General features: G+C 72.6%; 22 protein-coding genes and 1 other RNA gene. 11 read left to right on the plus strand and 12 right to left on the minus strand.

The features are described 5' to 3' along the window. Positions 1–19: 19 nt before the first annotated feature. The 3 genes from AC57BS_RS17800 to AC57BS_RS17810 are packed head-to-tail and all read left to right on the plus strand — an operon-like array spanning position 20 to position 3015. A complete protein-coding gene (locus AC57BS_RS17800) occupies positions 20–1138 on the plus strand; it encodes a Nif3-like dinuclear metal center hexameric protein (RefSeq protein ID WP_496412782.1) in 1119 nt (372 codons plus the stop codon). Positions 1139–1168: 30 nt separating this feature from the next. Next, positions 1169–1909, plus strand: a complete 741-nt coding sequence (locus AC57BS_RS17805; RefSeq protein ID WP_496412783.1) for a zinc ribbon domain-containing protein — start codon at positions 1169–1171, stop codon at positions 1907–1909. A gap of 14 nt (positions 1910–1923) precedes the next feature. After that, entirely contained in the window at positions 1924–3015 is a 1092-nt protein-coding gene (locus AC57BS_RS17810; protein WP_496412784.1) for an FUSC family protein, read from the plus strand. Between the two features lie 18 nt (positions 3016–3033). On the opposite strand, the gene yaaA is transcribed toward AC57BS_RS17810, so the two are convergent. After that, positions 3034–3813, minus strand: coding sequence for a peroxide stress protein YaaA (gene yaaA, locus AC57BS_RS17815; RefSeq protein WP_496412785.1), 780 nt, complete (start codon positions 3811–3813; stop codon positions 3034–3036). A 51-nt stretch (positions 3814–3864) separates the two neighbouring features. Between yaaA and AC57BS_RS17820 the strand changes: the two genes are divergently transcribed. Beyond that, a complete protein-coding gene (locus tag AC57BS_RS17820; protein ID WP_496412786.1) occupies positions 3865–5316 on the plus strand; it encodes an RNB domain-containing ribonuclease in 1452 nt (483 codons plus the stop codon). A gap of 67 nt (positions 5317–5383) precedes the next feature. Here the strand turns inward: AC57BS_RS17820 and AC57BS_RS17825 are convergent, their stop codons facing one another. The 3 genes from AC57BS_RS17825 to map all read right to left on the minus strand — a co-directional run bounded on the left by AC57BS_RS17825 (position 5384) and on the right by map (position 7675). Next, positions 5384–5917, minus strand: a complete 534-nt coding sequence (locus AC57BS_RS17825) for an endonuclease domain-containing protein (protein WP_496412787.1) — start codon at positions 5915–5917, stop codon at positions 5384–5386. Positions 5918–6411: 494 nt separating this feature from the next. After that, positions 6412–6789: RNase P RNA component class A (rnpB, locus tag AC57BS_RS17830), an RNA gene on the minus strand. 13 nt (positions 6790–6802) lie between these two features. Further along, positions 6803–7675 (minus strand): type I methionyl aminopeptidase, encoded by an 873-nt coding sequence (gene map, locus AC57BS_RS17835; RefSeq protein WP_496412788.1) that lies wholly within the window; start codon positions 7673–7675, stop codon positions 6803–6805. On the opposite strand from map, the gene AC57BS_RS17840 reads away from it, so the two are divergent. After that, positions 7674–7898 (plus strand): hypothetical protein, encoded by a 225-nt coding sequence (locus AC57BS_RS17840; RefSeq protein ID WP_496412789.1) that lies wholly within the window; start codon positions 7674–7676, stop codon positions 7896–7898. The two genes, map and AC57BS_RS17840, sit on opposite strands and share 2 nt — an antisense overlap. A 3-nt stretch (positions 7899–7901) precedes the next feature. Here AC57BS_RS17840 and AC57BS_RS17845 read toward each other — a convergent pair whose 3' ends face one another. Then, positions 7902–8498, minus strand: coding sequence for a hypothetical protein (locus AC57BS_RS17845; protein WP_496412790.1), 597 nt, complete (start codon positions 8496–8498; stop codon positions 7902–7904). A 74-nt stretch (positions 8499–8572) separates the two neighbouring features. Here AC57BS_RS17845 and AC57BS_RS17850 point away from each other — a divergent pair, with 74 nt between their 5' ends. After that, the gene (locus AC57BS_RS17850) at positions 8573–8851 is read left to right on the plus strand and encodes a hypothetical protein (RefSeq protein WP_496412791.1); all 279 of its coding nucleotides are present in this window, start codon (positions 8573–8575) and stop codon (positions 8849–8851) included. Between the two features lie 4 nt (positions 8852–8855). Here the strand turns inward: AC57BS_RS17850 and panB are convergent, their stop codons facing one another. The 7 genes from panB to AC57BS_RS17885 all read right to left on the minus strand — a co-directional run bounded on the left by panB (position 8856) and on the right by AC57BS_RS17885 (position 15376). Beyond that, positions 8856–9713: a 3-methyl-2-oxobutanoate hydroxymethyltransferase gene (panB, locus tag AC57BS_RS17855; protein WP_496412792.1), complete on the minus strand. Its 858-nt coding sequence runs from the start codon at positions 9711–9713 to the stop codon at positions 8856–8858. Positions 9714–9825: 112 nt separating this feature from the next. After that, on the minus strand, positions 9826–10326 hold the full coding sequence (locus AC57BS_RS17860) for a lipoprotein LppJ family protein (protein WP_496412793.1): 501 nt from the start codon (positions 10324–10326) through the stop codon (positions 9826–9828). A 17-nt stretch (positions 10327–10343) separates the two neighbouring features. Next, positions 10344–12335, minus strand: coding sequence for an alpha/beta hydrolase (locus tag AC57BS_RS17865; protein WP_496412794.1), 1992 nt, complete (start codon positions 12333–12335; stop codon positions 10344–10346). Beyond that, entirely contained in the window at positions 12332–12661 is a 330-nt protein-coding gene (locus AC57BS_RS17870) for a hypothetical protein (RefSeq protein ID WP_496412795.1), read from the minus strand. Before AC57BS_RS17870 ends, AC57BS_RS17865 begins: the two co-directional genes overlap by 4 nt. After that, positions 12658–13188 (minus strand): hypothetical protein, encoded by a 531-nt coding sequence (locus AC57BS_RS17875; protein WP_496412796.1) that lies wholly within the window; start codon positions 13186–13188, stop codon positions 12658–12660. The genes AC57BS_RS17870 and AC57BS_RS17875 overlap by 4 nt, the downstream gene beginning before the upstream one ends. A 66-nt stretch (positions 13189–13254) precedes the next feature. Further along, the gene (locus AC57BS_RS17880) at positions 13255–14445 is read right to left on the minus strand and encodes a PQQ-dependent sugar dehydrogenase (protein WP_496412797.1); all 1191 of its coding nucleotides are present in this window, start codon (positions 14443–14445) and stop codon (positions 13255–13257) included. Between the two features lie 43 nt (positions 14446–14488). Next, positions 14489–15376 carry a GNAT family N-acetyltransferase gene (locus AC57BS_RS17885; protein ID WP_496412798.1) on the minus strand — a complete coding sequence of 296 codons (888 nt, stop codon included), beginning with the start codon at positions 15374–15376 and terminating at the stop codon, positions 14489–14491. Positions 15377–15547: 171 nt separating this feature from the next. Here AC57BS_RS17885 and AC57BS_RS17890 point away from each other — a divergent pair, with 171 nt between their 5' ends. The 5 genes from AC57BS_RS17890 (at position 15548) to AC57BS_RS17910 (ending at position 23519) form a co-directional block, all read left to right on the plus strand. After that, the gene (locus AC57BS_RS17890; RefSeq protein ID WP_496412799.1) at positions 15548–17590 is read left to right on the plus strand and encodes an NAD(+) synthase; all 2043 of its coding nucleotides are present in this window, start codon (positions 15548–15550) and stop codon (positions 17588–17590) included. A 155-nt stretch (positions 17591–17745) separates the two neighbouring features. Continuing rightward, entirely contained in the window at positions 17746–18354 is a 609-nt protein-coding gene (locus tag AC57BS_RS17895; protein ID WP_496412800.1) for a hypothetical protein, read from the plus strand. 83 nt (positions 18355–18437) lie between these two features. Then, positions 18438–19784 (plus strand): glutamine synthetase family protein, encoded by a 1347-nt coding sequence (locus tag AC57BS_RS17900; protein ID WP_496412801.1) that lies wholly within the window; start codon positions 18438–18440, stop codon positions 19782–19784. A 1-nt stretch (position 19785) separates the two neighbouring features. Beyond that, positions 19786–20532: a type 1 glutamine amidotransferase gene (locus AC57BS_RS17905; protein WP_496412802.1), complete on the plus strand. Its 747-nt coding sequence runs from the start codon at positions 19786–19788 to the stop codon at positions 20530–20532. Further along, on the plus strand, positions 20529–23519 hold the full coding sequence (locus AC57BS_RS17910; RefSeq protein ID WP_496412803.1) for a bifunctional [glutamine synthetase] adenylyltransferase/[glutamine synthetase]-adenylyl-L-tyrosine phosphorylase: 2991 nt from the start codon (positions 20529–20531) through the stop codon (positions 23517–23519). The genes AC57BS_RS17905 and AC57BS_RS17910 overlap by 4 nt, the downstream gene beginning before the upstream one ends. Positions 23520–23560 lie beyond the last annotated feature (41 nt).

Consider the following 23560-nt stretch of genomic DNA (forward strand, 5'->3'; position numbering starts at 1 on the left):
CGTCGTCTAGCCTGCGCGCATGCCCAGCCTCGCCGATGTCGTCGACCTGCTGCACACCTGGTACCCGCCCGGCACCGCCGACTCCTGGGACGCCGTCGGGCTCGTGGCGGGTGATCCGGACGCCGACGTCGGCCGGGTGATGTTCGCGGTCGACCCGACCGTCGAGGTCGCCCGCGAGGCGGTCGAGTGGGGCGCCGACCTGCTGGTGGTGCACCACCCGCTGTTCCTGTCGGCCGTCAGCTCGGTCGCCGCGACCACGCCCAAGGGCCGGACCCTGCACACCCTGACCGCGGGCGGCTGCGCGCTCCTCACCGCGCACACCAACGCCGACCAGGCCGACTCGGGCGTCTCGGAGTCCCTGGCCCTCGCCCTGGGGCTGTCCGACCTCGCGCCCATCAGGCCCGCTCCTGCCGAGCCGCTCGACAAGGTGGTCGCCTTCGTGCCGCTGGCCGACGTCGACGCCGTACGGACCGCGATGACCGACGCCGGTGCGGGCCGGCTCGGCGACTACGACTCCTGCACCTGGACCGCGACCGGGGAGGGTCGGTTCCGACCGCTGGACGGGGCCTCGCCCGTCGTCGGTCGGGTCGGCGACCTCGAGGTCGTGGACGAGGCCCGGGTCGAGGCGATCGTGCCGCGCTCCCGGCGTACGGCGGTGGTGCGGGCGCTGCTCGCCGCGCACCCCTACGAGGAGCCGGCCTTCGACGTCCTCCCGCTCGCCGACCCCGGTCTGGGGGGCACGGGCACCGGGCGCGTGGGCACCGTCGAGGAGACGACCCTCGACGAGTTCGCCGCCCGCGTGGCTGCGGCGCTGCCCGCGACGGCCCACGGCGTACGCGTCGCAGGTGACCCCGATCGGGTGGTGCGGCGCGTCGCGGTGTGCGGCGGGGCGGGCGACTTCCTGCTCGACGAGCTCGCCCGCAGCGACGTCGACGCCTACGTCACGAGCGACCTGCGGCACCACCGGGCGGGGGAGTTCCTCGAGCACGGCGGACCCGCGCTGGTCGACGTGGCGCACTGGGCGGCTGAGTGGACCTGGCTGCCGGTGGTGGAGGCTCGGCTCCGCGCGGCGCTGGGCGATAGGGTCGGCACCCGGGTCAGCACGCGGTGCACCGACCCGTGGACGTTCCGCCCCTAGATCGCATCCGAAGTCGAAGCAGGAGAGCCGTTGAAGGCCGATCCCACCCACCAGCTCGCGCTCCTCGACGTCGCCGAGCTCGACAGGCGTGTCGCGCAGCTGCGGCACCAGCGAGCCAACCTCCCCGAGCTCGCCGAGATCAGCGCGCTGGAGACCGAGCGCACCGCGCTCACCGACCAGGTGCGCGACGCCCGCATCGTCGTCGACGACCTCACCGTGGAGCAGGCCAAGGCCGACCGTGAGGTCGAGCAGGTCAAGACCCGCCGCGAGCGCGACCGCACCCGGATGGACGCCGGGCAGATCACCAACCCCAAGGACCTCGAGCGGATGCAGCACGAGCTCGTGTCCCTCGAGCGCCGCATCTCCACGCTGGAGGACGCCGAGCTCGAGGTGATGGAGAAGCTCGAGGAGGCCCAGCAGGTCCTCGACGGGCTCGCCATCCGCGCGGACGACATCGACGCGAGGCTCGCCGAGCTCGTCGCTGCCCGCGACGAGAAGCGCGCCACGATCGACCGCTCGCTCGACGAGGTGTCGTCCGCCCGCGGGCCCGCGACCGCCGGCCTGCCCGACGACCTGATGGCGCTCTACGAGCGGCTGCGCGAGCAGAAGGGCATCGGCGCGGCGCTGCTGCGCACCCGCCAGTGCGGCGGCTGCAACATGACCCTCGACGCCTCCGAGCTGTCCCGGATCCGCTCCGCCCCTGCCGACGAGGTCATCCGGTGCGAGGAGTGCCAGCGCATCCTGGTGCGCACCGACGAGTCGGGACTCTGAGGGGCCGACCCGCGATGCGCTTCGACGCGGAGCTGGTGGCGGCGCGTGGGCGTACGTCGCTGCGCGCCCGCGTCACCCGGCTGCGCGCCAAGGGCTGGGTCATCGGACAGTGCGCGATCGCGGCCGGGGTCGCGTGGTGGCTCGCCGCCGACGTCTTCGACCACCACCTGCCGTTCTTCGCGCCGATCGCCGCGGTGGTCTCCCTCGGCATGTCCTACGGACAGCGGCAGCGCCGCGTCGCCGAGGTGACCGTCGGCGTCGCCCTCGGGGTGTTCCTCGGGGACGTCACCACCCACCTCATCGGGTCGGGCGGCCTCCAGATCGCCCTGATCGTCGCCGCCGGGATGTCGATCGCCCTGCTCCTCGACGCCGGGCAGCTGCTGATCATCCAGGCCGCCGTGCAGGGGATCGTCGTCGCCGCGCTCGCCCCGGCTCCGGGAGACGCGTTCCTGCGGTGGACCGACGCGATCATCGGCGGAGCGGTGGCGCTGGTCGCCGCGACCGTCGTGCCGCGCGCTCCGCTCCGCAAGCCGCGCGACCAGGCGGGCGTGGTGGTGCGCAAGATCGCCGAGCTGCTGCGGTCCTCGGCCGACCGCCTCGGTGACGGAGACGTCGAGCGTGCGCTGGCGGTCCTGCGCGACGCCCGCTCGACCGACATCCTGATCGGTGAGCTGCGGGCGGCGTCGGAGGAGGGGCTCTCCGTGGTCAGCTCCTCGCCGTTCCGGCGGCGGCACGGCGAGCACCAGCGCCAGCTCGCCGAGCTCGTCGAGCCGCTCGACGTGGCTCTCCGCAACACGCGCGTGGTCGTACGCCGGGTGGCGGTCGCCTGCTACCGGCGCGAGCCCGTGCCGAGGTCGTACGCCTCCCTGATGCGCGACCTCGCCGCGCTGGCCGAACGGGTGGCCGACGAGCTGGTGGCCGACCGGATGGCCACGGCGGTGATCGAGGACCTGATCGCGCTGGGCCACGCCACCGCGCAGGTCGAGCACAGCGACGACCTGTCGGCCGAGGTGATCCTGGCGCAGGTGCGGTCGATCATCGCCGACCTGCTCGCCCTGTGCGGGATGGACCCGCTCGAGGCGACCGACGTGATCCCGCTGCGCTGACCGGTCCGGACGGGCGGGTCAGACCTGCGTGACCACGACGTCGAGCTGGGTGCCCTTCGGCGTCGGCTCGCCGACCTCGACCGTCCAGCCGAGGCGGGTGAGCGTGTTGGCGAGCGCGCCGGGCGTACGCGGGTCGGCGCCGTCCTCGAGCAGCGCGCGCACGATGCGGCCCTTGGTCGCCTTGTTGAAGTGGCTCACCACGCTGCGCCTGCCGTCTGCCTCGTGGAGCACGCGGACGGTCGCCACCCGGCGTGACAGCTCCTTGGTCGGCCGCCAGAAGGCGGCGTACGTGCTGGAGCGCAGGTCGACGAGCAGTCCGCCGCGCACCGCCTCGGTGATCGCGTCACCGAGCACCTCGCGCCACGCGCCGGCGACCGACCCGACGCCGGGCAGCGCTGCGTCGCCGGAGAGCCGGTAGGCCGGGATCCGGTCGCCGGGCCGCACGATCCCGAAGAGCGAGGTGGTCACGGCGACGCGCGAGGTGGCGCGCCGACGGGCTGCGGGGGTCAGCGTGTCGAAGTCGAGCGCGTCGTAGAGGACGCCGGTGTAGATCGCGTCGGCGCGCGCGGTCGGCGCCGCCTCGAGCGTCGCGTTGCGCTGCACGAGGTCGCGCTGGGCGGGTCCGAGACCGAGCACCTCGACCGCCTTGTCCGGGTCGTCACGGCAGAGGGTCGTGAGCGCCTCCAGCAGCGACGTGCGCGTCGGGGTGAGCGCGGGCGAGGACAGTGCGGCGAGGTCGAGGGACTTGCCGCGGCGCGGAGCGGTCTTGCCCTCGCTGGGCGGCAGCAGGATCAGCACGCGCGCAAGCGTAGGCAGCGGCTGCCTCCACCTCCCGGCTAGGGTCCGGGTATGCCGAGCAACCGTGTGGTGAAGGTCCGGTCGACGGGTGACAGCGTCAGCGCCCAGGAGATGCGAGAGGGCATCGCCGCCATCCAGCAGGAGCTGGAGGTCTCGGCGCAGTTCCCCGAGGCGGTCGAGCGAGCGGCGGCAGCAGCAGCGGCCGCGCCGCGACTGCCCGAGCTGGACCGCACCGACATCGAGCTCGTGACCATCGACCCGGAGTCGGCGCGCGACCTCGACCAGGCGATGCACATCGAGCGCTCGGGCGACGGCTACGTCGTGCACTACGCCATCGCGGACGTCGGCGCCTTCGTGGCGCCCGGGGACCCGGTCGACGTGGAGGCCAACCGTCGCGGCGAGACGCTCTACGGCGCGGACTCCAAGGTCCCGCTGCACCCGCCCGTGCTCAGCGAGGGGGCGGCCTCGCTGCTGCCCGACGAGGTCCGTCCAGCGCTGCTGTGGACCATCCACGTCGACGACACGGGGGAGGGGACCGAGGTCCAGGTGGAGCGTGCCCTGGTGCGCTCGCGCGCCAAGCTGGCGTACGACGCGGTCCAGGCCGACCTCGACGCCGGACGGGCCCCTGAGCTGATCGAGCTGCTCCGCGAGGTCGGCGAGCTCCGGCTCGCCCGCGAGGCCGCGCGGGGAGGCGTCTCGCTGCCGCTGCCCGAGCAGGAGCTCGTCGAGAACGGCGACGGCCACTGGGAGCTGGAGTTCCGCCGGCTGACGCCGGTCGAGACGTGGAACGCCCAGATCTCGCTGCTCACCGGCATGGCGGCCGCGTCGCTGATGGTCTATGCCCGGGTCGGCATCCTCCGCACGCTGCCGCCGGCGGACCCCCGCGACGTACAGCGCCTGCACCGCACCGCCCGCGCGCTCGACATCGAGTGGCCGGCCGAGCAGCTCTACCCCGACTTCATCCGCACGCTCGATCCCTCGCGGCCGAACCACGCCGCGATGATCGTCGCGTGCACCCGGCTGCTGCGCGGCGCGGGCTACGTCACCTTCAACGGCGAGCTGCCGGAGCAGGCGCAGCACTCCGCGCTCGCCTCGGAGTACGCCCACGTCACCGCGCCGCTGCGCCGGCTGGCCGACCGCTACGCCGGGGAGGTCTGCGTGGCGCTGTGCGCCGGCACCGAGGTCCCCGCGTGGGTCGTCGACGCGATGCACCAGCTGCCCGACACCATGGCGGGCTCCGGGCGCCGCGCCAACCAGTACGAGAACGCGATCGTCGACCTCTGCGAGGCCGAGCTGCTCCACGACCGGGTGGGGGAGCGGTTCACCGCTGTCGTCGTCGACCTCGACGAGAAGGACCGGCGCCGGGGGGACATCACCATCGAGGACCCCGCCATCGAGGCCACGGTCACCGGGGCCGCTGAGCTGCCCCTCGGCGAGGAGGTCGCCGTCGAGCTGGTGGCCGCCGACCCGAGGGCCCGCAAGGTGGAGTTCCGGCTGGCGTGAGTGACGGCGTGTCGCTACTGGCCCGGCCGGCGCGTCGGACGACCAGAACTGTGATCGTCCGACGACCTCAGGCGGGCCGTGCGAGGTCGTGACCGACTTCTGGTCGTCCGACAGGCCGCAGCAGCTCGGAAAGCACCCAACGGACATAGGCCTGGTCGTGCATCACCTGCTCCCACGTGAAGCGGAGCACGCGCCATCCCCGGATGACGAGCAGGTTGTAGCGGGCGCAGTCGCGACGGTGTGCCTTGCGTGAGGCGTGGAACGTCCAGGAGTCCGCCTCCACGGCCAGCCGTAGCACGTGACACACGAGATCGGGCCGGACCGCTCCTGTGCCGAGGTCGACGAGCGCCTGCGGCTCGACCGCCAGGCCAGCCTCGATGCACAGGGCACGCAGCACCGACTCGAACGGATTGGCGGCGCGCCCGTCGGCGTGGGCGAGCACCTGACGTACGGCTGCTGCACCCGCGCCGCGTACGTCGATCCCGTCGAGGTCCTCACGTGTCACGAGCCCGGATCGGAGAGCGGAGTCCGCGATGGCGAGGGCCTCGTCGAAGGGAAGGGCGCGGGCGCAGTCGAGCACCGTGCGAAGCGGCGTGGTCACCCCGTCGCGAACCTGGTCCTCGGCGAGGTTGGCCCAGCGAACAACGGCCCCAGCGCGCTGCTCACTGGTGAGCTTGCGACCACGACGCACCATCAGCTCCGGAAGTTCGGGTTGGACCTTGAGCTCCCATCCGTGGTGGGCAGCCGCGCTACGGAGGCAGACAACTGCCGTCAGCTGCGCCCCGGCAACGCGCGCCTCGGCGGCCGTCGGAAGCACATAGCAACCGCGTGACGGCCGAAGCAGCCGACCTCGCTTCAACGCCTTGCGCAGCCGTCGGCGCGTCGAGAGCCGCAGCAGCTGCCGAGCCGAGGCATGGCCGCCGAGGCGCTCCAGGGCGACGACCGGGTCCATGGGGCCAGCGTGCCCTGACTCGACGGGTCGCCGCTCCGCTCATCCACAGGCGCGTCGGACGACCACGACCTGGCGATGTCACTACGGGTCACGCTCGTGAAGGTCGTACGACCCGACTTCTGGTCGTCCGACGCGCCGGGGTGGGAGTGGGCCGGCCTGTAGGCCGGGTTCTGTCCTGCTTGCGCAGGGGCGACCATCCATCTGCGACGACCGTTGCCGGCCGCCTGGTGCGATCTACCCGGATGCTCGGGCGGGCCGCCCTCGGACGCATCCTGTCTGATCTTGCTCCGGGTGGGGTTTGCCTAGCTGCGCCGGTCGCCCGGCGCACTGGTGGTCTCTTGCACCACCGTTTCACCCTTACCTCCTCCCGGAGGAGGCGGCGGTCTGTTCTCTGTGGCACTGATCCCGCGGGTTTCCCCGGGTGGCTGTTGGCCACCACCCTGCCCTGTGGAGCCCGGACCTTCCTCGACCCGCACCCCGACGAATCGGAGGTGACGGACCGCGGCCGCCCGGCCGACCCACTCCGGCCTGAGTCTAGGGGTGCGTGAGCACCTCGGCGCCATCCTCGGTCACGAGGAGGGTGTGCTCGAACTGCGCGGAGCGGCGGCGGTCCTTGGTCACGACCGTCCAGCCGTCGTCCCACATGTCGTAGTCGGGCGTCCCGAGGTTGAGCATCGGCTCGATGGTGAAGGTCATCCCGACGCGGATCTCGTCGTCGAAGCGCTCGTCGTCGTAGTGCGGGATGACCAGGCCGGAGTGGAACGCCGTGCCGATGCCGTGGCCGGTGAAGTCGCGCACGACGCCGTAGCCGAAGCGCTTGGCGTACGCCTCGATGACGCGGCCGATGATGTTGACGCGACGCCCGGGCTTGACCGCCTTGATCGCGCGGTCGAGCGACTCCTTGGTGCGCTCGACGAGCAGGCGCGACTCCTCGTCGACGTCGCCGGCGAGGAAGGTGGCGTTGGTGTCGCCGTGCACGCCGCCGATGAAGGCGGTGATGTCGATATTGACGATGTCGCCGTCCTCGACCACGCGGGAGTCGGGGATGCCGTGGCAGATCACCTCGTTGACGCTCGAGCACAGCGACTTGGGGAAGCCGCGGTAGCCGAGCGTGGAGGGGTAGGCCCCGTGGTCGCACAGGAACTCGTGGCCGATGCGGTCCAGCTCGTCGGTGGTCACGCCGGGCACGACGTGCGAGCCGACGAGCTCGCGGGCCTCGGCGGCGAGCCGGCCGGCGACCCGCATCCGCTCGATCGTCTCGGCGTCCTTGACCTCCTCGCCGGTGAAGCGCGCCGGCGCGGGCCGGTCGACGTACTCCGGGCGGGCGATGTGGGCGGGCACGGCACGACGCGCAGACACCTCTGCGGGGGATACGGCAGGCACCACGCGAGTGTAGTTTCGGCGCATGAGCGAGAACGAATACTGGTTCTGCCTGACGCACCACACCGTCGAGGGACGTGACGGGTGCAAGAACGCCGACCGGCTCGGCCCGTACGCCTCGTCGGCCGAGGCGTCCCGCGCACTCGAGAAGGTCGAGGAGCGCAACGAGGAGTGGGACAACGACCCGAAGTGGAACGACGACGGCCCGGCGTCCGGCGACGGTCTCGCCGACGGGACGCCGGACAGCTGACCGCTACTTCTTCTTCGACTTCTTGCCCTTGATGGGCGAGGCCGACTGAGCGATGTCGGCAGCGGCGCGCACGCTCTTCAACGCGCGCTTCGTGTTCTTGTCCAGCGTCTTCGTGAGCTCGGAGATCGCCGTCTCGTACTGCTGGCTCACCCGCGCAGCCGTCTCGGCGGCCACCCGCTCCGCGGTCTCCTGGGCGACCTTCTGGATGAGCGCTGCCGTGCTGAGCGCCTGCGCGCCGACGTCGACGGCCCGCTCGGCAGGGGACTTCCGGGCTGCGCTGGCGACCGGCCTCGGAGCTGCGGGCGCGGACTTCGTGGCCGGCGCCTTCTTGGCGGCTGTCTTCTTGGCGGGAGCGGACTTCTTGGCGGGAGCCGACTTCTTGGCCGTCGTCTTCTTCGCCGGGGTGGTCTTCTTCGCTGCGGTGGTCTTCTTGGCAGGTGCCTTCTTCGCGGCGGCCTTCTTGGCGGGCGCCGACTTCTTGGCGGGCGCCGACTTCTTGGCCGTCGACTTCTTGGCCGTCGTCTTCTTCGCCGGGGTCGTCTTCTTCGCAGCCGTCGTCGTCTCGGCAGCCGTCGTCGTGTTGGCCGGGGTCTCGCTCACAGCTCACTCCTCGCCTCCTGGGAGACCCGATCCTTGCGTGCTCGCCCGTCGTTGTCACCCGCTAGCGTGGCGCGGTGCCCGATCACCGACCTCCTACGCCGCTCTCGCCCTGGCCCTTCGCAGGCCTGGTGGGGCTGGCGTGCGTCGCCTTCCTGATCGGCGCGACGAGCGTCGCGGTCGGTGCGCCGTGGTGGGCGATGCTCGGGCTCGCGCTCGTGTGGCTCGTCGCGCTGGTGCTCGCGATCGCCTGGTTCACCCGCCGCCCGCGAGCGGTCGTGGTGCTGCCCGTCGCGGTCGCGTTGGTGTGGTTCGGCACCGTGGTGGGCGGCGCGCGCTACCTGGGGTGGAGCTGATCGCTCAGAACGTGTGCTCGGGGCCCGGGAAGGTGCCGCCGCGCACGTCGTCGGCGTACGCCCGCGCGGCGTCGAGGAGCACCCCGTGCACGTCGGCGTACTGCTTGACGAAGCGCGCCATCCGTCCCGTCCGCAGGCCGAAGGCGTCCTGCCACACCAGCACCTGTCCGTCGCAGCCGGCGCCTGCGCCGATGCCGATCGTCGGGATGGTCAGCTCCTTGCTGATCCGCTCGGCGACGTCGCCGGGGACCATCTCCATCACGACCGCGAAGGCCCCCGCCTCCTGCACGGCGCGGGCGTCGGCGATGACCCGGTCGCTCGCGTCTCCGCGGCCCTGCACGCGGTAGCCGCCGAGCGTGTGCTCGGACTGCGGGGTGAAGCCGATGTGCGCCATGACGGGGATCCCGCCCCGGGTGCACTTCTCGATCACCGGCACCATCTCGGCACCGCCCTCGAGCTTCACGCAGTGTGCGCCTGCCTCCTTCATGAAGCGGACGGCGGTGAGGTAGCCCTGTTCGGGCGAGGCCTGGTAGCTGCCGAAGGGCAGGTCGCCGACGACCATGGCCCGCTTGACCGAGCGCGCCACCGCGCGCGTCAGCGGCAGCAGCTCGTCGACCGTCACCGGCAGCGAGGTCTCGTTGCCGAGGACGTTGTTGGAGGCCGAGTCGCCGACCAGCAGGAGGTCGATGCCGGCCTCGTCGAAGGTGGCCGCGGTGTACATGTCGTAGGCCGTCAGCATGGTGATCTTCTCGCCACGCTCCTTCATCTCCCGCAGGTGATGGGTGCGTACGCGCTTCGCCGGCGCAACCGGTGCTGCGGGGCCGGAGCCGTAGGGGGCGGTCTCCTCGGACGGTGTCGTCATCGCTCGCTCCTCGTCATCTCGCAGCTCCCTGATGGAGTCCACGGACCACGATCAGGCTAGTCCGGCGCAGGGCGTACGGCGCTGTGGCGGTGGTCACCCCGGTGCGCGGCGGTCACGGCAGCAGCGTCGTCTCGGGCGCGAGACCCTGCTCCTGGACGTAGTCCTCGTCGTCGCCGCCGTAGCGCTTGCAGGGACCGCTGAAGCTGACCGCCCAGGCGCCCTGGCCGCGGGCTGCGGAGGGCTGGAAGTCCAGGTCGACCTCGCCGCGGCTCACGCTCACGTGCCCGTCGACCTGCGTGCCGTCCTCGAAGCCGGCGTCGGTCAGCGCCGTACGGACGGCGTCGAGCTGCGTGGCGGCGTCACCCGCGGGCGCCGTGATCGTGCCGCCACCGGAGTAGACGTGCCCGACCCCGCTCGGGCAGGAGCCCCAGCCGCCGCCGACCTCCACCTTCGTCGCGCCGAGCGCCTGCTCGACGAGCGGGACGGCCTCGGAGACCGCGTCGACCACCTGCTTCTCCCGGTCGCGGGCCGGAACCTCGTCGGAGCCCAGGCTGCAGGACGTGGCGCCGACGACCAGGGCGACCAGCGTGAGGACGGTGAGCGTGGCGCGCATGGCAGTCACCGTAGCCCTCACGGCCAGTGGTCCGGCCAGAGGTCGTCCCAAGCGTCGCGAGCGCCGTCCACCGCGTCACCGACCCCGTCGCGGACACCCTCGTAGGTCTCGACCACGCCGTCGCGGACCCCCTCGTACGTCTCGACCACGCCGTCGCGGACCCCCTCGTAGGTCTCGACGACGGGGTCGACCACGTGGTGCTGCACCTCGCCGCCGACCCAGTCGTAGAGGTAGTCGTGGGCCTCCTGGGTGCGACCGCCGGTGTCCTCGACGGCGTCGGTGTTGCCCGAGACGATGTTGGCCATGTTGACGAGCGCGGCGTTGTCGTGGGTGGCGCTGGGGTCGTCGAAGTAGTTGACGTGGTTCTCCATGAAGCCAGTGGTGAACAACCCGGTGCCGTGGAACTCCTGGCCGTTGTCGACGGCGAAGTTGATCGCGCCGAAGTCGTGCTGGGCCGGGTCGGCACCGAGGCCGAGGCTGTCGTCCCACGTCCCCGGGAACACGCCGTCCTCGCCGCCGAGCCAGGAGACGGGGTCGTGGTCGGCGGCACCCACGAACACCTGCCCCGTCGGCATGTCGAGGTCGGAGACGTGGTCCACGCCCTCGCTGGCACCCGGGCTGCCGATGAGGACGAGACTGTCGGCGTCCATGCCCCCGGCCGCGGCGTACGACGAGGTGGTCGAGCCGTAGCTGTGGCCGATCACCGTCAGGTGGGGCTGGTCCCCGCTGCTGTGGGTGCTGTTGAGGCCGTCGACGAACTGCGAGAGCGCCAGGCCGCCCGCCGCCGCGTTGGCCTCGGTGACCGTGTGCGACACGTCGCCGATCGAGTCGCCGACGTCCAGGGGCCCCAACGACTCGGGGTTGAAGTTGGGGGAGTCGTAGCCGATCCACGCGATGGTCGACACCGAGCCCTCGCGGGGAGGCACCTCGGCGGCCATCTGGTTGACCGTCTCCTCGTAGAGGTTGAGGGCCTGGCTGCCGTTCTCGTCGATCTGGGTGCCGTCCTGCATGATGCCCGGCACGTAGACGGCCGTGTGGTCGGCGGTGTCGGGGTCGCCGTAGGCGACGGCGGCGATGCCGTCGCCGCCGAACGCGTGCGGCTGGTAGGCCATGATGAAGGCGTCGACACCGAGGCCTGCCCACGTGGGGGACGACGCCTGGTCGACGGCCTCCTGGATGGACTGGGCGTTCTCGAGCCAGCGCTGCTCCGACGAGCTCAGCGTGTCGCCGGCCGCCTGCCGGGCGAGGAGGTACTCGAGGTCGCGCTGCACGGCGGCGGAGTTGGCCTCGTCCCGGTCGCCGGTCGGCACGCCGTTGGTGTTGCCGACGAGTCCCGGGTCGCTGATGAGCAGGGCGTTGCGCTCGGCCTGGGAGAGGCCGTTCCACCAGGCGTTGACCGCGTCGGCGTCGGTGCCGAGGCGGCGCAGCTCCGAGGCGAGCACTGCGGTGTCGGCGCGGGACGGGTCGGCGGCGGCAGTACGGCCCTCGGCGAGCTCGTCGACGGCCGCCAGGGCGCGTACGCAGCGCTGCTCGTCGGCGTCGACGCGGTCGCGCCAGGCCTGGAGGTCCTGGTGGTAGGTGTCGAAGGCCGCGCGCAGCTGGGCCGCCTCGGCCTGCAGGGCCGGGACCTGGTCCTCGGTGGCGGTCTCGATGCGCTGCAGCAGTGCCTCGCGGTCGCTGTTGAGCCGCTGACGACGCTCCATCAGCTCCTCGCGCTCGGTGCGGCGCTGGCGCATCTGGGTGAGGAACTCGTCGATCGCGAGCGCGCCGCGCTCGAGGGCGGCGCCCACTGCGTCGGTGTCGCGGGCGAAGCGGGTGACGGCGTGGTCGGCGGCGTCGGCCGCGCTGCCGCTGAAGTCGGTGGGCGCCCCGTTGGCGCGGGCCCAGTCGGCGACGTCGTCGACCGCGGTCGCGGCAGCGCGTACGTCCGTGAGCACGGCGCCGGAGGCTTCCGTCACCCGCAGCTCGGGCTCGGTCGGGAGCCAGGCCGGGACGGCGATCGTGGTCACGGGCCCACCGCCTGCACGGGCGTGGTGCCGCGGTCCTCCCACAGCAGCAGCTGCTGGGTGGCCTGCACGCTGTCCTGGTCGGTGAGGAGGAAGTCGTACATCGTCTGGGCCAGCGCGTCGGCGTGGCCGGACGCCTGGTCACGCAGCGCGACGGTGCGCTGCTCCCAGGTGGTGAGGAAGGCGTCGGCCGCGGCCTGCACCGCATCGCCGAGGAGGGCCGGGTCGGCCTGGGCGAGGTTCTTGCGGGGGCCGTCGAGGCCCTCGGCCTGCTCCTCCCACGCCGTACGGGCCCTCTGGAGCGTGGCGGTCCACATCTGGAGCGTCATCGGGTGACCTCCTCGACGGCGCGGACCTTCGCGGTCCGGAGCGTGAGGACGAGCGAGGTGGGCCGCACGGCGGCAGCGGCCTCGGCGCCGTCGCGCCGGCGGGCGACGAGGCGGGGCCGGTCGCCGGGGACGGGTCGCGCCTGCCAGCCGAGGTCGACGAGGGCCTGGCCGGTCGCCCGGAGGAGCGCGACGTTGCCGCCCGGCGCCAGGTCCTCGACCACCGCCACGGCCTCGTACCAGGTCTGGTCCCACTCGTCGGTGTGCCAGCGGTGGTCGCGCTGGACCGAGCCGAGCGGGGCGTCGGACCCGAGCCGTTCGAGCCGCTCGAGCAGGTCGTCGAGGTCGCGCTCGAGGTCTCCGGCGAGGGCGTCACGACCCGGCGGATCGACCTCGGGAGCCCGGCGCGCGGGCGCACCCTGCGGCAGCACGACGATGTCGACCTCGGGGTGCCGCTCGCGCAGCACGCGGAGCATCGGGTCGGCCTGGAGCGGATCAGGGGCACCCGGGCCGGTCGCGGGAGGCGTCATGGGGGTCTTCTTCCGTGACCGGCGCCCGCTCAAACCTCCCGCGTCGGACGACGGCCAGCAGCCGGGTCAGCGAGGGGACACGCGCAGCACGCGGTCGCGGCCGCCGTTGTCGGTCGTGAGGAGCAGGTCGCCGTTGCGGGTGGAGGTGACGGACCGGAGTCGGCCCAGGCCGGCCAGCCGGCGCGGGCGGGTGACCGAGCGGAGCTCGCCGGACGCGTCGAAACGTAGGAAGAGCACCTCGGAGGCCTTCAGCGCCGCCACCGCGAGCGTGCCGTCGAGCCGACCCCACTGCGGCCCGCTCACCCAGGCGGCACCGGAGGTGGCGAGGGTCGGTTCGCCCGACGACCAGGCAGCCTCTTGCTGCTCGCCGGGCAGCGACTGGTCCGTCATGGGCACCGACTCGTCGTAGCCCGGGACGGGGTTCCAGCCGTAGTCGCCCCCGGCGACCAGGCGGTTGACCTCGTCGTCACGGAAGCTGCCGTGCTCGACGGACCACACTGACCCGTCCGCCCGCTGGGCCAGGCCCTGCACGTTGCGATGGCCGTACGTCCACACGAGCCGCCGGTCGCCGCCGGCGTCGGCGAACGGGTTGCCGGGCATCGCGGCACCCGTGCGCCGGTGCACCCGCAGCACCTTGCCGCCCAGCGAGTCGAGGTCGCGCGGGTTGGTGCCGACGGCGGCATCACCGGTGCCGACGTAGAGGGCCTCGCTGTCGCGGTCGAGCATCAACCGGCAGCCGCCGTGGCGTCCCGACGTGGCGGGCAGGCCGCCGAGGACCAGGCGAGGCCTCGACAGCGAGCGCCACCTGCGGTCGACCTTCCAGCGGGTCACCCTCACCTCGTTGCTGCCGCGGGGCGACGCACCGTGGCACGCCCACAGGGTCCGTCGGTCGGGGTCCACCGCGATCGACATCAGGCCGGTCTCGCCCGAGACCCAGATCTGCCGCGACAGGTCGGCCAGGGTGCGCCGCTTGCCCTTGCGCACGACGCTCAGCCGGGCGCGGTCGCGCTCGGACACGACGAGGCGCCCGCCGGGAGCCTGCTGGACGTCCCACGCGTGCTCGAGACCGCGGGCGACGGTGCGTACGCGCAGCCGCGGGACGGCGGTCGCAACGCGGGGGTCCGAGCGCGCCTCCGTACGCACGTCGGCCACCCGGCCGCCGGTGTCGGCGACCGACGGCGGCAGGCCGGCGAGCAGGCCACAGGCGAGGGCGGCGAGGGACAGGGACACCGAGGTGGTGCGGAGTGTGGGGCGCACGAGCGTGACGCTACGGGCGGGCGGGCGCTCGGTAAAGGGTCGCTCAGCCGCGGCGGGTGGGGCGGGACAGCTGGATCCCGACCCGCGTCGTGGCGTAGCCCAGGCGCGTGTTGAGCGACCGCATGGCGGCGTTGCCGTCCTGGGTCCAGGTGTAGACCTCGCTGATGCCGTGGTCGGCCGCCCACGCGAGGGTGACGAGCTTGAGGTGCACGGCCAGTCCGCGGCCGCGCCAGTCACCGCGTACGGCGGTGAGGCCGTTCTCGGCACGGGTCGGCTGGTCGGGGTCGAGGCCCAGGCCAGCGCACCCGACCACCTCGCCGTCGTGGAGGGCGAGGAACATCGGGTCGCCGAGCCAGGAGCGGACCCAGCTCTCGGGGGAGACGTCGAGGGGCGTGTCGACCGCGAAGCCGGCCAGCGCCTCCAGCCCGAAGCGCTCGTACGCCGCCTCCCACAGGCCGGGACGGTCCTGCTCGGTGACGACCTCGATGCCGGCCGGCCGAGGTGTCGGCTCCACGGGGCCGTCGATCCGGAAGGTCTGCTCGACCTCGCGGTTGACCTCCTCGAACCCGTGGTGCCGGGCGAAGGCGAGGGACTCGTCGTCGTCGGCGCCGGAGCGCAGCATCGGGTAGCCCAGCTCCTCGACGTGCGCGACCAGCCGGTCCAGGAGCGCCGTGCCGACGCCGCGCCGGCGGTGCTCGGGAAGGACCCGCGGGATGACGCTGCCCGAGCCGGTGCTCTCGGCCCGATTGGCCATGCCGGAGCCCACAACGACGCCGTCCTCGCGGGCCAGCACGAGCAGCCGTTCGGGGGTGTCGTGCTCGCGGAGCTCGGCGACGGACTGGGTGCGTTCGTAGGGAATCACCGCGATCCGCACCTGCCGCCAGGCGTCGTAGTCCTCGTCGGTCGTGCACGTGCTGATGTCGAGCGCCATGGAGGCATCGTGTCGCCGTACGTGCGGATTGGTCCATGGGGTTTCGATCGACTGATGTCACCGCTCGGGGAACGATCAGCACCCCCGTAGCCCGGATTCGCGTGCCGTTGGTTCCCCAAGGCCGCCCGGTTGGCGGTGGGGAGCGTCCCGACGGTTCCCTAGAGTGAGCGCGTGGACTTCTACTCCGCCTATGCGCAGGGCTTCGCCCGCGTCGCGGCCGTCACCCTGCCGGTGCACCTCGCCGATCCGCTCGCCAACGCTGCCGAGGTCATCGAGCAGGCCCGCGCCTGCCACGACGACCACGTCGCGGTGGCGGTGTTCCCCGAGCTGTGCCTGACCGGCTACTCCGTCGACGACCTGTTCCTCCAGGACACCCTGCTGGCGACGACCGAGGAGGCCGTCGCCGAGATCGTCGCGGCGAGCGCCGACCTGATGACGGTGCTCGTCGTGGGGGCGCCGGTCGTGCAGGGCAACCGGGTCTACAACTGTGCGGTCGTGGTGCACCGCGGCTCGATACTCGGGGTGGCGCCGAAGTCCTACCTGCCCAACTACCGCGAGTTCTACGAGCGTCGCTGGTTCGCGCCCGGTGACGACCGCGAGTTGGAGTGGGTGACGCTGGCCGGGCAGGACGTCCGCTTCGGGCCGGACCTGGTCTTCCGCTGCCTCGACGTCCCCGGCCTCGACCTCCACGTCGAGGTCTGCGAGGACATGTGGGTGCCCGTGCCGCCCAGCGCCGAGGCCGCGCTGGCCGGGGCGACGGTGCTCGCCAACCTCAGCGGCTCGCCGATCACCGTCGCGCGTGCCGAGGACCGTCGGCTGCTGGTCCGCAGCGCGAGCGCGCGGTGCGCGGCGGCGTACGTCTATGCCGCGGCCGGTCAGGGCGAGTCGACCACCGACCTCAGCTGGGACGGCCAGACGCTGGTCTACGAGTGCGGCTCGCTGCTCGGCGAGGGCGAGCGGTTCCCCGACGGGCCGCGCCGTACGGTCGTCGACGTCGACCTCGACCTGATCCGCCAGGAGCGGCTGCGGCAGGGCTCCTTCGACGACAACCGGCGCACGCACCACGAGCGGACCAACCGGTTCCGGACGGTCGAGTGGGAGCTCGAGCCGCCCGGCGGTGACATCGGCCTGCGGCGCAAGGTCGACCGCTACCCGTTCGTCCCCGACGACCCCGAGCGCCTCGAGCTCGACTGCTACGAGGCCTACAACATCCAGGTCTCCGGCCTCGAGCAGCGCCTCAACGCCATCGGCGCGCCGAAGGCCGTGATCGGCGTCAGCGGCGGCCTCGACTCCACGCACGCGCTGATCGTGGCGTGCAAGGCCATGGACCGGCTCGGCCGGCCACGCAGCGACGTGCTCGCCTTCACGATGCCCGGCTTCGCGACCGGGGCGACCACCAAGTCGTACGCCACCCGGCTGTCGGAGGCGCTCGGCGTCACCTTCGAGGAGCTCGACATCCGGCCGGCGGCCGAGCAGATGCTGAAGGACCTCGGCCACCCCTACGGCCGCGGCGAGAAGGTCTACGACGTCACCTTCGAGAACGTCCAGGCCGGTCTGCGCTACGACTACCTCTTCCGCCTCGCCAACCAGCGCGGCGGCATCGTCGTCGGCACCGGCGACCTGTCCGAGCTGGCGCTCGGGTGGTGCACGTACGGGGTCGGCGACCAGATGTCGCACTACACCGTCAACGCCGGCGTGCCGAAGACGCTCGTGCAGCACCTGATCCGCTGGGTGATCAGCCACGGGGAGTTCGAGGAGGCGGCCAACGAGGTGCTGGTCGAGATCCTCCAGCAGGAGATCACGCCCGAGCTGATCCCGACCGAGGAGGGCAAGAAGCCGCAGGCGACGCAGGACACGGTCGGCCCCTACAACCTCCAGGACTTCACGCTGGCGATGGTGGTCCGGCACGGCTTCCGGCCGCGCAAGATCGCCTTCCTGGCCTGGCACGCATGGAAGGACCCCGACGCGGGGGAGTGGCCGCCCGGGTTCCCCGCCGACGCGCGGGTGGCGTACGACCTCGAGGCCGTGCGCACCTGGCTGCAGGTCTTCGTGAAGCGGTTCTTCGCCAACCAGTTCAAGCGCTCGGCGCTGCCCAACGGTCCCAAGGTGAGCCCGAGCGGGACGATGAGCCCGCGCGGCGACTGGCGGATGCCCAGCGACGCCAAGGGCACGGCCTGGTTGGCCGAGATCGAGCGGGACGTGCCCGCCTCCTGACGGCACCTGGAGGGGAAGTCCGACACCTGCAGGGGGTTGTAGAGGCCTCGAAGTGACGGACTCCCCGCCTGAGCGGGGACTCTGCGAGATCCGGTGCAACCTCCCCGTGCCGAGGTGCGTCCAGTCAGCGACAGACACCACAGGGGGAGAGAGACATGACCATCCGCACCACCCAGCTCACGTCGACGATCGCGGGCGCCGCCCTGCTCGCGGGATCGCTGGCCGCCACGGCGCCGTCCGCCCACGCGCAGGTCGTGGACCGCGCGGCGGCGCGTACGAGCCTCACCTTCACCGTCGACGACTGCGAGGGCTGCGAGGTCCAGCTCGTCAACGCCCGCAGCACGCTCGACGCCGACGTCGTCCACGTCTGGCAGTCGCGGACCAAGGAGGTGCGCGACGGCCGGGTCACCTTCCGCGTCGCGACCAGGCGTACCTGGGGGATGTCCGTCACCGTCCGCGCGCCGTGGGAGGGCCACACCGGCTACGCCACGACCGTCGCCTGGCGCTACAACGGCGAGGGCGTCGGCGACACCGTCACCCTCGAGGAGGCCGTGACGAAGAAGAAGGCGTCCGCCTGCTGGGAGGGCGTACGCAGCAGCGAGGTCACCGTCCCCCTCGCGGTCGAGAAGGTCCGCGTGGACGGCGTGAGGAAGAGGGTCGACGGCAGCATCGCCTTCGTCCCGACGACCCAGGGCTGGCTCGCGCCGATGCGCGAGGTCTGGGGCGGCGTCCTCGGCTCGCAGGACGTCAACATCTGTCGCTGATGCGTCCTGGGGTTTCGAGGCTCGCTCGGCTCACACCTCAACCACCGACGGGAACGGCCGTGCCCGACCCCTAGGCTGTGGCCATGGGCAAGCAAGAGGACTTCGTACTCCGCGCGCTCGAGGAGCGTGACGTCCGGTTCGTCCGGCTGTGGTTCACCGACGTGCTGGGCTTCCTCAAGAGCGTGAGCGTGGCCCCGGCCGAGCTGGAGAACGCCTTCGAGGAGGGCATCGGCTTCGACGGGTCGGCCATCGAGGGCTTCGCCCGCGTCTACGAGTCCGACATGCTCGCCCACCCCGACGCCTCGACGTTCCAGATCCTGCCGTGGCGCACCGGCGACGACGGCGGACCGGCGACGGCCCGGATGTTCTGCGACATCGTGATGCCCGACGGCAGCCCCTCGTACGCCGACCCGCGCCACGTCCTCAAGCGCACGCTCAGCAAGGCCGCCGACCGCGGGTTCACCTTCTACACGCACCCCGAGATCGAGTTCTACCTGTTCAAGGACATGCCCGGGAAGGGCGACGAGCCGCAGCCGGTCGACCGCAGCGGCTTCTTCGACCACACCGCGCAGTCGCGCGGCGCCGACTTCCGCCGCGAGGCGATCACGATGCTCGAGGCGATGGGCATCTCGGTGGAGTTCAGCCACCACGAGGGCGGGCCGGGTCAGCAGGAGATCGACCTGCGCTACGCCGACGCGCTCACCACGGCCGACAACATCATGACCTTCCGCACCGTCATCCGGGAGGTCGCCCTCGGCCAGGGCATCTGGGCCTCCTTCATGCCCAAGCCCTACACCACCCACCCGGGCTCGGGCATGCACACGCACGTGTCGCTGTTCGAGGGCGACCGCAACGCCTTCTTCGAGGCCGGCGCCGAGTACCAGCTGTCGAAGACCGGACGTCAGTTCATCGCGGGCATCCTGCGCCACGCCAGCGAGATCAGCGTGGTCACCAACCAGTTCGTCAACTCCTACAAGCGCCTGCTCGGCGGCGGCGAGGCCCCGTCGGGCGTGTGCTGGGGCCACAACAACCGGTCCGCCATGGTCCGGGTCCCGATGTACAAGCCCAACAAGGGCCAGTCGACGCGCATCGAGCTGCGCACCATCGACGCCGCCTGCAACCCCTACCTCGCGTTCGCCGTGGTGCTGGGTGCCGGCATGAAGGGCATCGAAGAGGGCTACGAGCTGCCGCGCGAGGCCGAGGACGACGTCTGGTCGCTCACCGAGCGCGAGCGCAAGGCCCTCGGCATCACGCCGCTGCCCCGCAGCCTGTGGGACGCGATCGGCATCGCCGAGGACTCCGAGCTCCTCGCCGAGACCCTGGGCGAGCACGTCTTCGACTTCTTCCTGCGCAACAAGCGTGCCGAGTGGGAGGAGTACCGCACCCAGGTCTCCGCCTACGAGCGCGACCGGATGCTGCCGGTCCTCTGAGATGGCGGGACCCCGCATCCTCGTCGTCGAGCACGAGGACTCCTGCCCGCCCGCCCTGTTCGGGGACTGGCTGGTCGGGGCCGGATGCGTGCTGGAGGTCTGCCGGCCGTACGCCGGTGACGCGCTGCCCGCGCTGACGTCGTACGACGGGGTGCTCGTGCTCGGCGGCGAGATGGGGGCGAATGACGACGACGCGTACCCGTGGCTGACGCCCCTCAAGGCGGTCATCCGCGAGGCTGTCGCGGCCGGGACGCCGCTGCTGGGGATCTGTCTCGGGCACCAGCTCGTCGCCTCCGCGCTGGGAGGCGTGGTCGAGCGCAACCCGCGCGGGCAGACCGTCGGGCTCCAGCCGGTCGGCTGGACCGGGGAGGCGGCGTCGGACGACTGGGTCGGTGGGCACGTCGGTGGGCATCGGGGCGGCGAGCGGGCGATCCACTGGAACAACGATGTCGTGGTGACGCTCCCCGCAGGTGCCGTGGTGCTCGCACGCTCGCCCGACGGCGAGGTGCAGGTCGCACGCTTCGGCCCCCGCGCGTGGGGCATCCAGGCCCATCCCGAGGCCGACGCCGGCATCATCCGGCGGTGGGTCGAGACCGATCGGGAGGACGAGGTGGCGCGCGGCTTCGACGAGCAGGCCGTGCTCGCGGCCATCGAGGAGGCCGGCCCCGAGCTGGCGGCGCACTGGCAACCGCTGGCCGCACGCTTCGCGGCCCTCGTGGCAGCCCACACGGAGGACGAGGCGCGATGAGCTCGAGCGGTTCGTACGTGCGCAAGGGGTTCGTCGACGGCGCCGCCGCCGCGCGCGGCATCGAGCGGCTCGGTGACGCCGGCCGCCCGCTGACCGACAAGCTCGCCGCGACCGCGGACCCCGACGCCGCCCTCGAGGGCCTGCTGCGCCTCGCCGAGGTGCTCGACGAGGACGCCGAGGGCGCGGGCCGCGAGATGCTCGCCGAGGTGGCCGACGACGAGGGCACGGCCATGCGGCTGTGCAGCGTGCTGGGCGCCAGCACCGCCCTCACCCACCACCTCGTCCGCCACCCCGAGCAGTGGCGCGAGCTGACCGACCCGACGCTGGGCACCACACGCCCCGCGGCGTACGCCGTGCGCCAGGCGATGCTGTCCGCGGTCGGCGCCGACCCCGACGCCACCGAGCCGGTCGCGGGGCTGCCGGACGCGGAGGCGGTCGACGCGTTGCGGGTGGAGTACCGCCGGATCCTGCTGCGGCTCGCCTCCCGCGACCTCGCCCACCACGTCGGCATCGACGACGCCGCCGCCGAGATCTCCGACCTCGCCGCCGCGACGCTCGACGCCGCCCTGGCGATCGCCCGGGCGCGGGTCGGCGAGACCGCGCGCGCGGCGAGGCTCGCGGTCATCGCGATGGGCAAGTGCGGCGGGCACGAGCTCAACTACATCTCCGACGTCGACGTGGTCTTCGTCTACGAGCCGGCTCCCTCGGAGTCCGGTGAGGTCGACGACGGCACCGCGCTGCGGGCGGCGACCCAGCTCGCCTCGCAGCTGATGCGGATCTGCTCCGACCACACCCGCGAGGGCACCATCTGGCCGGTCGACGCCAACCTGCGCCCCGAGGGCAGCCAGGGGCCGCTGGTCAGGACGCTGGCCAGCCACCAGGGCTACTACGAGAAGTGGGCCAAGACCTGGGAGTTCCAGGCGCTGCTCAAGGCCAGACCCGTCGCCGGTGATCCCGACCTCGGCCGGCGCTACTGCGAGATGGTCGCCCCGCTGGTGTGGAGCGCGGCCGAGCGGGACGGCTTCGTCGCCGACGTCCAGGCGATGCGGCGCCGGGTGGTCGACCACATCCCGGCCCACGAGGCCGAGCGCCAGCTCAAGCTCGGGTCGGGCGGCCTGCGCGACGTCGAGTTCGCGGTGCAGCTGCTCCAGCTGGTCCACGGGCGCGCCGACACCTCCCTCCGGGAGGGGGCGACCCTCAGCGCGCTCGCGGCGCTGACCCAGGGCGGCTACGTCGGTCGCGAGGACGGCGAGCGGCTCCACGAGGCGTACTCCTTCCTGCGCACGCTGGAGCACCGCATCCAGCTGTACCAGCTCCGGCGTACGCACGTCGTCCCCGAGGACGAGGCCTCCCTGCGGCGGTTGGGTCGCTCGCTGGGCCACCTGGCCGAGCCGGCAGCGCAGCTCGACAAGCAGTGGCGCTACCACCGCCGCGAGGTGCGCCGCCTCCACGAGAAGCTCTTCTACCGGCCGCTGCTCGGCGCCGTCGCCAAGCTGGCTGGCACCGAGGCGCGACTGTCGCTGGAGGCCGCCGAGGAGCGTCTGGCCGCGCTCGGCTACGCCGACCCGCGGGCGGCGCTGCGCCACCTCGAGGCACTGACCAGCGGGGTCTCGCGCACCTCCGACATCCAGCGGACCCTGCTGCCGGTGCTGCTGGAGTGGTTCGCCGACTCGCCCGACCCCGACGCCGGGCTGTTCGGGTTCCGCCGGATCAGCGAGAGCCTGGGGCGTACGCCGTGGTACCTCACGATGCTGCGCGACGAGGGGGAGGTGGCCCAGCGGCTCGCCCAGATCCTCGGCACGTCGCGCTACGCCACCGACCTGCTGGAGCGGGAGCCGCAGGGCGTGAAGATGCTGGGGGAGTCGCTCGTCCCGCTGAGCGCCGAGACGGTGCTCACCGAGATGCAGGCGCTGGTCGAGCGGGCCGAGTCGCCCGAGGCCGCGGCCGTCGCGGTGCGGGCCGTACGCCGCCGCGAGCTGCTGCGCATCGCGTGCGGTGAGCTCGTGGCCGGCACCGACGTCGCCCTGGTCGGGCAGGGCCTGAGCCGGCTCACCGACGCGACCCTCCAGGCCACGCTCGACATCGCCACCGAGTCCGTTCGCCGCCAGCGCGGCCTCGACGCCGCGCCGAGCCGGATCGCGGTGATCGCGATGGGGCGCTACGGCGGGTTCGAGCTGTCCTACGGCAGCGATGCCGACGTGATGTTCGTGCACGAGCCGATCGAGGGGGTCGAGGCCCAGGCCGCGTCGTCCTTCGCGACGGCCGTGGTCTCGGAACTGCGGCGGCTGCTGTCGCTGCCCGCCAGCGACCCGCCGCTGGAGGTCGACCCTGACCTGAGGCCGGAGGGCAAGAACGGTCCGATGGTGCGCACGGTGGAGTCGTACGCCGCCTACTACGCGAAGTGGTCGAGCGTGTGGGAGTTCCAGGCCCTGCTGCGCGCCGACGCGGTCGCCGGCGACGAGGCCCTGCGCGCCCGGTTCACCGAGCTGATCGACCCGCTGCGCTTCCCGGTCGACGGACTGCCGGACGCCGACGTGGTCGAGGTGCGGCGCATCAAGGCCCGCGTCGACGACGAGCGCCTGCCCAGAGGCGCCGACCGGCACACGCACCTCAAGCTCGGCCGTGGCGGGTTGGCCGACGTCGAGTGGACGGTGCAGCTGCTGCAGATGCGCCACGCGGGACGGGTCGTGGAGCTGCGGACGCCGCAGACGCTCCCGGCCCTCGAGGCGGCCGCCGCGGCCGGGCTGATCACCGCGGAGGACGCGGAGACGCTCGCCGAGGCGTGGCGGCTGGTGAGCCGGGTCCGCAACGCCGTGACGCTCGTGCGGGGCAAGCCGTACGACCAGCTGCCGCGCGACGCGCAGGAGCGGGCCGCGGTCGCGGGGGTGCTGGGCTATCCGCAGGGCTCGTCGGACCAGATGGTCAACGACTACCTCCGCACGACGCGCCGGGCGCACGCGGTGGTTGAGCGGGTGTTCTGGGAGTGAAGCACATGACTTCACTCGCGACGAGATGAAGCAATGACCTT

Source organism: Nocardioides sp. BGA-UO-ETr-FS32 (assembly GCF_059567905.1).